At 59.6% G+C, this 12,498-nt stretch carries 14 protein-coding genes; 11 read left to right on the top strand and 3 right to left on the bottom strand.

Features of this window, described 5'->3' with window-relative positions; genetic code table 11:
* Positions 1–60 precede the first annotated feature (60 nt).
* The 8 genes from folE (at position 61) to LHAB_RS01250 (ending at position 5,907) form a co-directional block, all read left to right on the top strand.
* Positions 61–789: a GTP cyclohydrolase I gene (gene folE, locus LHAB_RS01285; RefSeq protein WP_090043572.1), complete on the top strand. Its 729-nt coding sequence runs from the start codon at positions 61–63 to the stop codon at positions 787–789.
* Positions 790–791: 2 nt separating this feature from the next.
* Positions 792–1,214: a BLUF domain-containing protein gene (locus tag LHAB_RS01280; protein WP_090043571.1), complete on the top strand. Its 423-nt coding sequence runs from the start codon at positions 792–794 to the stop codon at positions 1,212–1,214.
* A 42-nt stretch (positions 1,215–1,256) separates the two neighbouring features.
* Positions 1,257–2,135, top strand: coding sequence for a DMT family transporter (locus tag LHAB_RS01275; protein WP_090043570.1), 879 nt, complete (start codon positions 1,257–1,259; stop codon positions 2,133–2,135).
* Position 2,136: 1 nt separating this feature from the next.
* On the top strand, positions 2,137–2,961 hold the full coding sequence (locus tag LHAB_RS01270) for a DUF429 domain-containing protein (RefSeq protein WP_090043569.1): 825 nt from the start codon (positions 2,137–2,139) through the stop codon (positions 2,959–2,961).
* An 87-nt stretch (positions 2,962–3,048) separates the two neighbouring features.
* Positions 3,049–4,029, top strand: a complete 981-nt coding sequence (locus LHAB_RS01265; RefSeq protein WP_194943045.1) for an alpha/beta hydrolase family protein — start codon at positions 3,049–3,051, stop codon at positions 4,027–4,029.
* Between the two features lie 40 nt (positions 4,030–4,069).
* Positions 4,070–4,468: a cupin domain-containing protein gene (locus LHAB_RS01260; RefSeq protein ID WP_090043567.1), complete on the top strand. Its 399-nt coding sequence runs from the start codon at positions 4,070–4,072 to the stop codon at positions 4,466–4,468.
* 4 nt (positions 4,469–4,472) lie between these two features.
* Positions 4,473–5,429 carry a putative transporter gene (locus LHAB_RS01255; protein ID WP_090043566.1) on the top strand — a complete coding sequence of 319 codons (957 nt, stop codon included), beginning with the start codon at positions 4,473–4,475 and terminating at the stop codon, positions 5,427–5,429.
* Positions 5,430–5,463: 34 nt separating this feature from the next.
* Positions 5,464–5,907: an SRPBCC family protein gene (locus LHAB_RS01250; RefSeq protein ID WP_090043565.1), complete on the top strand. Its 444-nt coding sequence runs from the start codon at positions 5,464–5,466 to the stop codon at positions 5,905–5,907.
* Positions 5,908–5,913: 6 nt separating this feature from the next.
* On the opposite strand, the gene LHAB_RS01245 is transcribed toward LHAB_RS01250, so the two are convergent.
* Positions 5,914–7,599 carry a SulP family inorganic anion transporter gene (locus LHAB_RS01245; protein WP_090043564.1) on the bottom strand — a complete coding sequence of 562 codons (1,686 nt, stop codon included), beginning with the start codon at positions 7,597–7,599 and terminating at the stop codon, positions 5,914–5,916.
* Positions 7,600–7,622: 23 nt separating this feature from the next.
* Positions 7,623–8,954: a sulfatase family protein gene (locus LHAB_RS01240; RefSeq protein ID WP_090043563.1), complete on the bottom strand. Its 1,332-nt coding sequence runs from the start codon at positions 8,952–8,954 to the stop codon at positions 7,623–7,625.
* Between the two features lie 139 nt (positions 8,955–9,093).
* On the opposite strand from LHAB_RS01240, the gene LHAB_RS01235 reads away from it, so the two are divergent.
* From LHAB_RS01235 to iaaH, 3 genes are all read left to right on the top strand, one after another.
* Positions 9,094–9,612, top strand: a complete 519-nt coding sequence (locus LHAB_RS01235) for a MarR family winged helix-turn-helix transcriptional regulator (RefSeq protein WP_228763300.1) — start codon at positions 9,094–9,096, stop codon at positions 9,610–9,612.
* A complete protein-coding gene (locus tag LHAB_RS01230; RefSeq protein WP_228763299.1) occupies positions 9,609–10,106 on the top strand; it encodes a thermonuclease family protein in 498 nt (165 codons plus the stop codon). Before LHAB_RS01235 ends, LHAB_RS01230 begins: the two co-directional genes overlap by 4 nt.
* 103 nt (positions 10,107–10,209) lie before the next feature.
* Positions 10,210–11,619: an indoleacetamide hydrolase gene (gene iaaH / locus LHAB_RS01225; protein ID WP_090043560.1), complete on the top strand. Its 1,410-nt coding sequence runs from the start codon at positions 10,210–10,212 to the stop codon at positions 11,617–11,619.
* Here the strand turns inward: iaaH and LHAB_RS01220 are convergent.
* On the bottom strand, positions 11,610–12,389 hold the full coding sequence (locus tag LHAB_RS01220; protein WP_090043559.1) for a helix-turn-helix transcriptional regulator: 780 nt from the start codon (positions 12,387–12,389) through the stop codon (positions 11,610–11,612). The genes iaaH and LHAB_RS01220 overlap by 10 nt on opposite strands.
* Between the last annotated feature and the right edge of the window lie 109 nt (positions 12,390–12,498).

Genomic DNA, 12,498 nt, shown 5'->3' with positions numbered 1-12,498 from the left:
TGGGCGTTTGCTGGCCGTGGGGGGCGCTGATCAATCGCTGTTACGATCCCTGACATGTTAATGAAAGCCCCAGACGCCATGACTGCCTCTGCCGCCACGCCCGAAGACGAAGGCGTTCCTGTTTCCGTCAAAATCCGCGAGCGCATCAACGCCGCCCGCAAGCGATTCCACGCCAACGACAACATCGCCGAGTTCATCGAACCCGGTGAGTTGGACAAATTGCTGGACGAAGTCACCGACAAGATGGCGGGTGTGCTCGACAGCTTGGTCATCGACACGGTGAACGACCACAATACGGGGGACACTGCCCGCCGAGTGGCCAAGATGTACCTCAAGGAGGTGTTCAAGGGCCGCTATGTCGAAGGCCCCGAGATCACCGAATTCCCCAACGCCGAGCACCTCAACGAGCTGATGATCGTCGGCCCCATCACGGTGCGCAGCGCTTGTAGCCACCACTTTTGTCCGGTGATCGGCAAGATCTGGATCGGCGTGCTGCCCAATGAACACACCAACGTGATTGGCTTGTCCAAATACGCCCGTCTGGCCGAGTGGATCATGGGCCGCCCCCAGATCCAGGAAGAAGCCGTGGTGCAACTGGCTGACCTGATCCAGCGCAAAACCCAGCCCGATGGTTTGGCCATCGTCATGGAAGCGAGCCACTACTGCATGGGCTGGCGCGGCGTCAAAGACATGGACAGCAAGATGATCAACTCGGTCATGCGTGGTGCCTTCTTGAAGGACCCGAACCTGCGCCGTGAATTCCTCTCCCTGATTCCTGGAAAGAACTGACCATGTTGGTACGCCTGCTTTACGCCAGCCGCGCTGTGGACACCCGTGCGGAGACCATTGAATCCATCTTGGCCCAGTCGCGCCAGTTCAATCCGACCAGCGGCATCACCGGCATCCTTTGCTATGGTGGCGGCATCTTCCTGCAAGCCATCGAAGGCGGGCGCAATGCCGTCAGCGAGCTGTACGGCCACATCCAGAAGGACCCGCGCCACAAGGATGTGGTGTTGTTGCACTACGAAGAAATCTCTGAACGCCGCTTCGGCGGTTGGACCATGGGCCAAGTTGATGCCTCGCGGGTCAACACCAACATCTTGCTCAAATACTCTGAGCGTGCCGAGCTCGACCCGTACAACGTGTCTGGCAAAGTTTCACTGGCACTGCTGGAAGAGCTCATGGCCACCGCGTCCATCATCGGTCGGGCTTAAACCCACTCCATGCCAAGCCCCGCAAGGGGCTTTTTTACGCCCATGCCCCTGAGTGCGCTTGCCCTTGTCGTTCTGGCGGGTTTCATCCACGCCTGTTGGAACATCGCCGCCAAAAAAGCCGGTGGCGATGTGCGTTTTGTCGCCTTCACTTCGGTGGTGCTGATGGTGTTTTGGGCCCCTGTAGGCCTGTGGGTGGGCTGGCAGCAAGTGCCCGCCTGGGGACTGCTGGAATGGGCCTTGGTGCTGGCCAGTGCCTTGCTGCACGTTGGCTACTTCATCGTCTTGCTGCGCGGTTACCGACAAGCCGACTTGACGGTGGTCTATCCGCTGGCGCGAGGCTCGGGGCCGTTGCTGTCGTCCATGGTGGCGATTTTTTTCTTGGGGGAGCAGATTTCGGCGCTGGGCCTGATGGGCATCCTCGGCGTGGTCGGTGGCGTGTTTCTGATCGCGGGTGGCCCAGGCTTGTGGCAAGCCGCGCAAGACCCGCAGCAGCAAGCGCGTGTGCGCACAGGTATTTTTTATGGCGGCATCACCGGCCTGTTCATCGCCAGCTACACCGTGGTCGATGGCTACGCCGTCAAGGTGGCGCTGATGTCGCCCATTTTGGTGGACTACTTCGGCAACCTGGTGCGCCTGGTATTTTTGACGCCCACGTTGCTGCGCGATCGACAGACTGTGTGGGCATTGTGGCTGCAGCAAAGGCGTTACGCCTTGATCGTTGGCATCTTCAGCCCTTTGTCTTACGTGCTGGTGCTGTACGCACTGCAGGTGGCGCCCCTGTCGCATGTGGCCCCGGCGCGTGAAGTGTCCATGCTGTTTGCCGCCTTGCTGGGTGGTCACCTGTTGGGCGAAAAAGACCGGGGACCGCGCATTGCCGGGGCCGTGCTGATTGCCGCTGGTGTCATGGCCTTGGGGTGGTGAGATGAACAGTGCGCCATTGATTGGTTGCGATTTCTCCAGCAGCCCCTCTAAACGCAAGCCTATCGTGCTGGCGCTTGGCCAAGCCCGGCAGGGCAGGGTGCAACTGCAGGCGCTGCAAACCTTTGACTCGCTGGCCGCTTTTGGCGCCTGGCTGGCGCAACCTGCCGACTGGGTGGGCGGTTTTGATTTGCCTTTTGGCTTGCCGCGCGAATTGGTTGAGACCTTGGGCTGGCCCACCGACTGGGCCGCCTGCATGGACCATTACTGTGCGCTGGCGCGCCCCCAGATTCGCGAGCAATTTGCGGCGTTTTGCAACGCCCGCCCCGCAGGCGGCAAGTTCGCGCACCGCGCTGCCGACCGGCCCGCAGGCTCCAGCCCGTCCATGAAATGGGTCAACCCGCCAGTGGCTTACATGCTGCACGCGGGCGTGCCGCTGCTGCGCCAAGCGGGTGTGCATCTGCCCGGCTTGCACGCAGGTGATGGGCGCCGCGTGGCGCTGGAGGCCTACCCCGGCCTGCTGGCCCGAGAGGTGCTGGTCAACACCAGCTACAAAAGCGACGACAAAGCCAAACAAACCCCCGAGCGCCTGCTGGCCCGGCGCGAACTGCTGAGCGCACTGGAGCGCGGCCAAACCCGCCTTGGCCTGCGCCTGGTGGCCAGCAACGCCTTATTGGGGCGTCTGGCCGACGACGCCAGCGGCGACAGCCTCGATGCGACCCTGTGCCTGATGCAAGCGGCTTGGGCGCAACAACAGCACGAAGCTGGACACCCGCAATACGGCTTGCCGAGCTTTGATCCGCTGGAGGGATGGATAGTGACGACTTGAAAGTCAGCTGCCAGTGAAAGACCAGGCAGCCGGTGTGTGTGAAAATTTTTGAATATTGAGCCCGAGTTTTACCAATGGGAGAAAAGCATGCGTCATTTGTCGGTTTGGAAAATTGTTTTTGCTTTTGTCTCAATGGCAAGCAGCGTGATGGCTCAAGACTGCAACCCTTCACCCAAAGATGTTGCAACGCTCAAAGTGATTCGTCCTCAATTCCACACAGTTGAGGGGCCTCTGGCTGAGTTTGACCCGTGTCATTCTTCAGTGAAATTTCAAAAACCCTTGTTCAGTGACAAGTCACCATTGATGATTCTGGTTCATGGCGGCGGCGGCGTTGACAGCGCCACGAAAAATGCAGCAGATGCTTTTCGCAGCAGGGGCTTTGCTACGCTTTTGTTCGATGCCTATGAACACAATGGGTTTTACCAAGGCATGAGGTTCTGGGCTTCTCAAGCGACCAATGAAGCCCGGCAAAAGATGATTTACAAAGTCACTTTGGGCGCTTATGAGTGGGCGATCAAGCGCAAAGACATCAACGTATCGCAAATTTACTTTCATGGACTGTCTAACGGCGGCATTGTGGTCGCCAATATTGCGGGTGCTGTGTCGCCAGACCATGTCAAGGGCGTGTTTGCGGAAGGTGCTCCTGGCATGGGTCTTGGACTCCCGGATAAATTAAAAGTTCCCTTGCGCCTTGTATATGGAAAGATAGACAACTACGGTGGCAAAACAGAAGAAGATTGGATTTGGATCCGGCAAGACCCCTGCTTCACCAATACAGCGGCCTTCATCCATCCTCATGGCAACGCACAAACCTGTAATGGGCTGGTGAATCGTTTTGAACAGACCCCAAAGCCTATTGACTGGTTTGAAGCCCAAAAGAGTCAAGGCGCAGACATTGAAATTTGGTTTTATGACAATGCAGCCCATGGAATTTTTCTCGGACCCATTCAAAAGAACGTGATTACCTACGGCGTGGACATGCGTCGGTTTGCTTGGGTGGGGGCTGAAAATTCGGCAAAAACCAAGTTGCTCGATGATGTTCAAAAATATCTCAAATCCAAACAATGACCCATTCAATCCAGCAGTCTTCACCCCTCAGGATTTGCACATGACGACACAAGGTTTCGTGGTCACCCACGCCAAGGACGCGCAGTTTGAAAAAGGCCTGCGCTCGTTTTTTGAATACCGTGACTTGGGGTTTAAGCATGCCACGGACGGGCGGGTCACGGCCAGCGTGATCCGTGCAGCCGGAGGGCAAGATTTTTCCAGTCAGCCGCATTTCCACAAGACGCAGTTTCAGCTGGTCTATGTGCTCAAGGGTTGGATCGAGTTCGAGTACGAAGGGCAGGGCGTGGTGCGGCTGGAGGCCGGCTCGTGCGTGCACCAACCGCCCGGCATTCGCCACCGCGAGATGGGTCACAGCCACGATGTGGAACTGCTCGAGGTGGTGCTGCCCGCCGACTTCGACACCGTGACGGTGGATGACGTCAACCCGAAAGAGGCTTGAGCCCATGTTTCGCAGTTTTTTTCTTTCTCGCCGTTGGGCTTTGTGGGCCTGGGGCGGATTGCTGGTGTTGGTGGCCCTGGTGTTCATCACGGTGCAGCAGACGGTCAAACTCAATGCTTGGTACGGTGATTTTTACGACCTGCTGCAAAAGCCCGAGCAAGCTGGTGGTCTGGAGAAGTTCTGGGGCTTCATGCAACAGTTCGCATGGATCGCTTTCCCTTACATGCTGTTGCGCAGCTTAGAGACTTATCTGGCCTCGCACTACGCGTTCCGGTGGCGCCAGGCGATGACCGAGTTGTATTTGCCCCGTTGGCAGCGAACCACAGAAACGGTGGAAGGCGCTTCCCAGCGCATCCAAGAAGATTGCATGCGTTTTGCCCGCCAGACCGAAAACCTCGGCTTGGGGCTGGTGCGTGCGGTGCTCACGCTGGTGTCTTTCATCCCGATTTTGTGGTTGCTCTCCAAAGGCATGGCCATTGCCTGGTTGCAGTTTGAGGGCTCGCTGTTCTGGGTGGCGCTGGTCACCGCGCTGGGGGGGACGGTGCTGTCGTGGTTTGTGGGCATCCGCCTGCCAGGGCTGGAGTACAACAACCAAAAGACCGAGGCCGCTTTGCGCAAGGATCTGGTGTTTGCTGAGGATGACCGTGCCCGCATGGATTTGCCCACAGTGATGGGCCTGTTCACGGGTGTGCGCTTGAACAATTTTCGGCTGTTCAACCACTATGCCTATTTCCATTTGTGGAGCAATTTTTACAGCCAGACCATGGTGATCTTTCCTTACCTGCTCATGGGGCCGTCGCTGTTCACAGGCTTGATCACCCTGGGTGTGATCCAGCAGGTCAGCAATGCGTTCGGCAAGGTGAACGAAGCGTTCTCGTACCTGATTGAGCGTTGGACCGACATCACCGAGCTGCGCTCGATCCACAAGCGCTTGACCGAATTTGAAAAGGGTTTGGCCTGAGCGTTGGCAAAATGGCCGTTAGCAAGGAGAACGCATGCCCCATACCGTCACATTCCAGCGCGTTTTGCGCGCCCCTGTCGAACGTGTGTTTCGCGCTTTCATTGACCCCGATGCCATGGCCAAGTGGTTGCCACCGCACGGCTTCACGGGCCGTGTTCACGACATGGACGCCCGCGTGGGGGGTGGCTATCGGATGTCGTTCACGAATCTGGGCAGCGGCCAAAGCCACAGTTTTGGCGGCACCTTTTTGGAGCTGGTGAGTGGGGAAAGGCTGAGCCACACCGACACCTTCGATGATCCGAACTTGCCTGGTCAGATGGTGACCACGGTCACTTTCAAGCCCGTGTTGGTGGGCACTGAAGTGAACATCGAACAAGCTGGCATTCCCGACATGATTCCGCCAGAGGCCTGTTGCCTGGGTTGGCAAGAGTCCTTGCAGTTGCTGGCGCTCTTGGTGGAGGCGGAAATCCCCGGTTGATGGCCCTCAGATGGCGGCTGCGCCCATGTCGGCTGGTAAGGGATCGAGTGACCTGAGGGCCTGCAAGGCCTCTGCGTCGGTGCGGTACATCTTGAGGTGGGCACTCTCAGCGAGTTCCCCGGCACGCTGCAAAGCTTTTTCGACGGGCAGCTTGAGTCCGCTGATGTGCAGCGTGATGCCCCGGCTGCTCAGTTGACGGTGCAGCTGGCCAAAGGTCTCCACGCCTGTCACGTCGATGCGGTTGATGGGTTGGGCAAACAGGCAAACATGCAACACATCGGGGTGGCGTGCCAAGTGGTCGGTGATGGCCCGGTCAAATTCGCTGGCGGCGGCAAAGTCCAGTTCAGCGTCCATGCGCAATGCGTACAAATGAGGTGCCAATGGTGGCAAATGCCACAGATGCCGGTCGCGCAAACTGCCATCGGGGTGCAGGCCCACTTCGATGATGCGTGGGTGCAGACGGGTGTGCAAAAAGTGACTCAGGCCCACCAGGACCCCGGTCAGCACGCCCCAGTAAATGCGCGGCGCAGTCAACAAGGTCATGGCAAAGGTGATGCCAGCCGTCACGGTCTCGATGCGGTCCACGCGCCAGAGGTTCAGGAACTGGCGGGGTTGGAACAAATTGAGCACGGCCACGATCACGGCTGCCGACATGACCGAGCGCGGCACATATTGCAGCGCGGGCATGAGGATCAGCAAAGCCAACAGCACAAAGCCGACCGAAGCGACCACCGCCCAGCCCGATCGCGCACCGGCGTAGAGCATCAGGGCCGAGCGAGAAAAAGAGGTGCTGGTGGCAAAGCTGCCCGAAAAAGCCGAGGCGATTTTGGCCAAGCCTTGGCTGAAGAGTTCGGTGCTGTCGTCCCAGCGCTTGCCGTCGCGGCGGCATTCGATGCGGGCACTCGATGCTGTTTCTAAAAAGCTCACCAGCGCGATCACCATGGCGGGCACCCACAACTGGTTGATGATGGGTAGGCCCGGCCACGCAGGCCAGTAAAAATCGGGCAGCCCCGAGGGCAGCAGCCCGACCACTTCGCCATGGTTCTGGTAATCGGTGGCATAAGCGATGGCCGAGGCGATGCCCATGACGATCATGATGCCAGGCCAGCGCGGCTTGAAACGCCGCAGCAGCAAAAGCACAGCCAGGCTACCCAGGCCAAACAAGGCGGGCCAACTGCTCAGCCAGCTGGGCCAAGTCTGCACGTTCCAACTCCAGGCCTTGACACCCAGCAAGCCGGGCACTTGCGAGGCCATGATGAGCAAAGATGCGGCTTGGGTGAAGCCCGTCATCACCGGGGCGCTGACCAGGTTGATGAGCCAGCCGAAATGTCCTAAGCCCAGCAACAGCTGAATGGCCCCCGACAGCAACGACAACCACACCGCCAGCGCCACCCATTCGGGCGAGCCGGGTTGTGCCATGCCCGTGAGCGAGGCGCCAATCAGCACGCAGGTGAGTGCAGCCGGGCCGATTGACAAGCGGTTGGCGCTGCCAAACAGCACGGCCAGCAAAGCGGGTATCAGACAGGTGTACAGCCCAGTGACCAGCGGCATGCCAGCCAGGCCCGCATAGGCCACGGCCTGAGGGATCATGACCAAGGCCACCGTCAGGCCAGCCAGCACCTCGGTACGGGCCAGGGGCGCCGTCAGGCGTGGCCATTGGCGAAAAGTCAAAAAGCGTTGCAGGTCAAGCATGCCCGATCTTAGCCGCCAAGGCCTCAGCGCTGAGGCATGTCCTTGACCGAGTAGCCCAGGCTGATGGTGGCGTCTTCGGGGATGGCGGGCACGGTGCTGTCCCAGGCCTCCCATTCGGCACGCAGGCTTTGCAGCTTGTCAGGCTGGCGCTGGGCCAGGTTGGCCCGCTCGCGTTCGTCGGCCGGGATGTTGAACAAATAGTCGTGGCCGTCCACCCTCAGGTATTTGTAGTCGCCCATGCGCAAGGCGCGCTGGCCCCGGTGGTTCATGCGCCAGTACAAGGGGCGGTCAAACTGGTGCTTCGCATCGCGCAGCACGGGGGCGAGCGACACACCGTCAAACGGGTGATCCGCGTCGGCCTGGGCACCGGCGAGCGCCACCATGGTGGCCGACCAGTCCATGGTCATGCAGTGTTGGGCCGATGTGCCGCCCGGCGCGATGACGGCGGGCCAGTGTGCAATCCATGGCACGCGGATGCCGCCTTCGGTCAGGTCCATCTTGCCGCCGACCAAGGGCCAGTTGTCAGAGAAGCGCTCGCCGCCGTTGTCGCTGGTGAAGACGATCAGGGTGTTGTCGAGTTGGCCTGTCTTTTGGAGTGCGTCCACCACCCAGCCAATGCCTTCGTCCATGTGGTGGATCATGCGGTGGTAAGTGTGGATGTTGCCGCCGTGCAGGTGGAACAGGTTGTCTTTGACTTCTTGCGCCAGCGCATGGTCTTCGCGGGTTTCCCAGGGCCAGTGCGGCGCGGTGTAGTGCAGGCTCAAAAAGAAGGGCGTGCCTTGCGCAGCGCCCGGGGCCATGCGTTCGACAAAGTTGACCGCCTTGTGTGAGATCAGGTCGGTCAGGTAGCCGTCTTCGGGCGTTTCGTCTTCACCGCTGTAAAGGTCGTGCGCGCCGCTGGAGGCGCAGTGTGTGAAGTAATCCACCCCGCCCGACATGGGTCCGAAGAATTCTTCGTAGCCCGACTTGATGGGGCTGAAGTGGGGTGGGTAGCCCAGGTGCCATTTGCCGATCAACGCCGTGCGGTAGCCACTGGCCTTGAGCAGCGAGGGCAGCGTGGGGTGCTCGGGCGGCAGGCCCAGCACAGCGCTGCCTTTGCTCTTGCTGTTGATGGGCTCGTCGGCCCCGCCGCGCAGGCGGTACTGGTAGCGGGCGGTCATCAGCGCAAAGCGGGTGGGCGAGCACACAGGCGAGTTGGAATAACCTTGCGTGAACTTGAGGCCGTTGGCTGCAAGTTGATCGAGCACAGGCGAGACCTTGCCAAACTTTGCGTCGCGGCCGCCGTAGCAGCCCAGGTCTGCAAAGCCGAGGTCGTCGGCCACGATGAAAATGATGTTGGGGCGTTGGGAGATCATGTGACCAGGTGGGTGTGGCGTGCCTGAAAATCAGCGCACGATGGGGCTCAGGCCCTCTTGTGGAATAAGCAAGACAGAATGTAGCGCCCTGACCGACAATTGATCTAAACAATCATCCCCCCGGAAAACCCTGATGTCCATGTCTCCATCTCAACGTCTGGCCTCGATTGAAGATCTGCTTTTGTACAGGTTGGGACGGTTGTCGAGCGTGGCAGGGGCGATGGTGGTGCGCTTGTGTGAAGGCGGCTATGGCATCACCCGTCGCGAATGGTCCGTGGTGGCCCAACTTTATGAAAACGGCAGCTTGCCGCCATCTGCTCTCGCCGAGCGCATGCACCGCGACCGTGCCCGCACCTCGCGCACCCTGACCGCTTTGGTGGCCAAACGCTTGGTCTTGCGCACCATTCCCGCTCACGACAGGCGCAGTGCATTGGTGAGTTTGACGCCTGCAGGTAGGCAGATTTATGAGGTGTTGATGCCTCAGATTCAAGCCATCAATAGCCAAATTTTGAAAGCGCTACAACCAGAAGAAGCTGCTCAATTTGACGAAGCATTGGAGCGCTTGCAAGCCCGCGCCCAAACCTTGCTTACCGAACTGAGCCCCGACTTACCCAAGGCCAATCGTCGTCAGGGCCAGCGTAGCAAGGAGGTGTCATGACGCCATGGCGTCTTTGCTTGTGTGTGTTGGCCTTTGCGCTGCCTCTAGAGGGCCAGGCTTCCGAGGCTTGGAAGGGATGGGTGAGTTGGGTCATGGATGGCGACACCGTGTTGCTTGTGCGCGACGGGCTGCCTGATCCGGTGAAGTTGCGCATCGACGGTATTGACGCCCCCGAGACCTGTCAGCCCGGCGGACCTGAAGCCCGCGACGCGATGATTCGCCTGGCCTTGCGCAAGTCTGTGCAAGTGCTGGATCACGGCCACGATGTTTATGGCCGGCAGATTGGCCGTTTGTTGATGGATGACGTGGATTTAGGTGCTGAGATGGTGCGCTCGGGCATGGCTTGGGCCTACCGGTTTCGCACAGGCAAAGGCCCCTATGCGGGTCTGCAACGTCAGGCCCAAAAACAAAAAATCGGTCTTTTTGCTGCACCTGAGGTCGCCATGTCGCCTCCCGTCTTTAGAAAATTTCATGGCGCTTGCCATGGCGACTGAGCGCGGCAGGGGCCTTCTTCCACGCGCGTCAACACCATCATTCATAGGGGTGTTCAATGCATGGCCAGTCTCATAGAGTTAATGGGTTTGATTCTGAACCTCTATGGACCCCATTGAACTCTCACTGATTGAAGCTCAAAAAGCGATCCGTCGCAGAAAGCTGGGGCACCAAGAGTACGTTCACGCCTTGCTGCAGCAAACCGACCGATTGGCACATCTGAATGCTTGGATCAGCCGAGATAGGGAGCGACTGATCCAGCAAGCCAAAGTCCTTGACCAAGCCTCCTGTGCACAGCCTGATTGCCGACCCTTGATTGGCATACCCGTGGCGATCAAGGACAACATCGACACCGCCGATCTGCCCACCAGTGGTGGCACGCGGGCATTGCTCGCTTCCAGACCTCAGCGCAATGCCGCTGTGGTCGATCGCCTGCTGCAATCCGGCGGCTTGATCGCTGGCAAAACCAATCTGCACGAATTGGCCTTGGGGGGCACCACCCACAACGCGGTCACGGGTCCTTGTCGCAACCCCTGGAACCCCCTGCGCGTCCCGGGTGGCAGCTCTGGTGGATCGGCCGTGGCCGTGGCCTCACGCATGGTGCCCGCCGCTCTGGGCACAGACACCGGTGCTTCGGTGCGCCTACCAGCCGCTTTGTGTGGTGTGGTGGGGTTCAGGCCCAGCATGGGCCGCTACCCCTCGCAAGGCATCTTGCACTTGTCACCCAGCAAAGACACCGTGGGGCCGATGGCCCGCAGCGTTGCCGACGTGGCTTGGCTCGACGCGCTCTTGGCTCAAGACCCAGCTGACCTGCCGGATGTGTCACTCAAAGGCCTGCGCTTGGGCATTCCGCGTGGGGACTTTTTTGAAGGTGCCGACCCGCAAGTTTTGGCGGTCATTGAACAAGCGCTGGATACGCTGGCCTCTGAAGGCGTTGTGTGCGTGACTTTGGATGTGCCCGACCTGAAGCGGCACAACGACACCACGGGATCGACCTTGGTGATGTTCGAAATGATGCAAAGCCTGCCCGCTTATGCCAAGGCGCAGGGCTTGTCGATGGACGCCCTGCTGGCGGGTGTGGGCAGCCCGGATGTGGTCCGGATCTTGTCTCGGCAACTCGGCCATGAACGCGTCACAGCCCCGGCCTACGCTGCGGCGCTGGCCAGGCGGCAAAAGCTGCAGGCCGCTTATGCCCGGCACTTTGCCGACCACCGCCTGGATGCCCTGGCTTTCCCAACTTGCCTCATGACGGCCCCACCCATTGGTCACGACGACTTGGTGGATTTGCATGGGCAAGCAGTGCCCACATTCAAAACCTTGATCCGCAACACCGATCCCGGCAGCAATGCCGGACTGCCCGGCATCAGCGTTCCGGCAGGTTTGACTGCGGAGGGCTTGCCCGTGGGGCTGGAGCTGGACGGCCCCTTGGGCTCGGATCGCCACCTGTTGACTGTGGCGGCGGCCATTGAGCGGGTTTTGCCACGCCTGCCTCGGCCACCGATGGTTCAGGCCTGATGCAAAAGTTGCCCAATGCGGGCGGGCAATTTGTTACGCCCCTGAACGCCGAGCTTTTCAAACGCGTGGCCCAGGTGGTAGCGCACAGTGGTAAAGCCAATCTGAAGCTCCCGCGCAATGTCCTTGTCTGAGCAGCCGTTCAGGCAAAGCAGCACCACATCGGCCTCGCGCTGGCTGAGCTGACAAGGCCCGCTCAACAAGCTGCGCAGCTCGGCTTCTTCATGGCCCATCCAGGCGGGTTTGGTGGAATCCACCGCCTCCAGTCGGCTTAATGCCGCTGTGAACACTGGCGCCAGGATGTTCAGGCAAGCCATGTCCTGGGGGCTGAAGTCTTTTCGTCCCCTGGCCCGATAAATGACGAGATCGCCCAGACACGTATCACCACGGTAGGCGTAGAGGTTCACTCCCCAGTGAATGCCGTCCTGGCGCAGGTGGTCGTTGTAAAACTCGGAGCCCTCCAGTTCTTGCGCAGAACACACATCGCTGACCCGCGCGGGTGTACGCATGGCCCGAAGGCGCGGTGTGATGGGGTCGCAAAACTGGAAATGCGCTTCATACGCTCGGATTCTCGATGGCTTGACGTTGTAAGACGCGCAGATGGCGTAGCGATTGGTCTGGGCATTCCATTGGCGCGAGACCAGATGATCGGCCTGCATGAACTGCGCCAAGGGTTGCGCCAAGGACTGGAGCAATTGCGCTTTCGTGACATCCGAGGCCATGACCGCGCACAGATCTGCCAGCATTTTGGATTGTTGGGTGTTCAGGTACATGGGGGTCTTCTCACAAGCACTTCAAATTAACAAATCCAAGGGCAAGGTCAAGAGAGATTACCCGCTGTATGGGCGCCTTGAACTGGACCAACCATCAATTTTGAGGGTG

Source organism: Limnohabitans sp. 2KL-27, assembly GCF_001269345.1.
In the GTDB taxonomy this organism is placed as follows: Bacteria; Pseudomonadota; Gammaproteobacteria; order Burkholderiales; family Burkholderiaceae_C; genus Limnohabitans_A.
The sequence above is the reverse complement of the archived record's forward strand: the minus strand, read 5'-3'. Positions and strand labels throughout refer to the sequence as shown.

Excerpts from the sequence above, each read along its gene's own strand:
- folE (WP_090043572.1), top strand. The coding sequence starts at position 61 with ATGAAAGCCCCAGACGCCATGACTGCCTCTGCCGCCACGCCCGAAGAC.
- LHAB_RS01280 (WP_090043571.1), top strand. The coding sequence starts at position 792 with ATGTTGGTACGCCTGCTTTACGCCAGCCGCGCTGTGGACACCCGTGCG.
- LHAB_RS01275 (WP_090043570.1), top strand. The coding sequence starts at position 1,257 with ATGCCCCTGAGTGCGCTTGCCCTTGTCGTTCTGGCGGGTTTCATCCAC.
- LHAB_RS01270 (WP_090043569.1), top strand. The coding sequence starts at position 2,137 with ATGAACAGTGCGCCATTGATTGGTTGCGATTTCTCCAGCAGCCCCTCT.
- LHAB_RS01265 (WP_194943045.1), top strand. The coding sequence starts at position 3,049 with ATGCGTCATTTGTCGGTTTGGAAAATTGTTTTTGCTTTTGTCTCAATG.
- LHAB_RS01260 (WP_090043567.1), top strand. The coding sequence starts at position 4,070 with ATGACGACACAAGGTTTCGTGGTCACCCACGCCAAGGACGCGCAGTTT.
- LHAB_RS01255 (WP_090043566.1), top strand. The coding sequence starts at position 4,473 with ATGTTTCGCAGTTTTTTTCTTTCTCGCCGTTGGGCTTTGTGGGCCTGG.
- LHAB_RS01250 (WP_090043565.1), top strand. The coding sequence starts at position 5,464 with ATGCCCCATACCGTCACATTCCAGCGCGTTTTGCGCGCCCCTGTCGAA.
- LHAB_RS01245 (WP_090043564.1), bottom strand. The coding sequence starts at position 7,599 with ATGCTTGACCTGCAACGCTTTTTGACTTTTCGCCAATGGCCACGCCTG.
- LHAB_RS01240 (WP_090043563.1), bottom strand. The coding sequence starts at position 8,954 with ATGATCTCCCAACGCCCCAACATCATTTTCATCGTGGCCGACGACCTC.
- LHAB_RS01235 (WP_228763300.1), top strand. The coding sequence starts at position 9,094 with ATGTCTCCATCTCAACGTCTGGCCTCGATTGAAGATCTGCTTTTGTAC.
- LHAB_RS01230 (WP_228763299.1), top strand. The coding sequence starts at position 9,609 with ATGACGCCATGGCGTCTTTGCTTGTGTGTGTTGGCCTTTGCGCTGCCT.
- iaaH (WP_090043560.1), top strand. The coding sequence starts at position 10,210 with ATGGACCCCATTGAACTCTCACTGATTGAAGCTCAAAAAGCGATCCGT.
- LHAB_RS01220 (WP_090043559.1), bottom strand. The coding sequence starts at position 12,389 with ATGTACCTGAACACCCAACAATCCAAAATGCTGGCAGATCTGTGCGCG.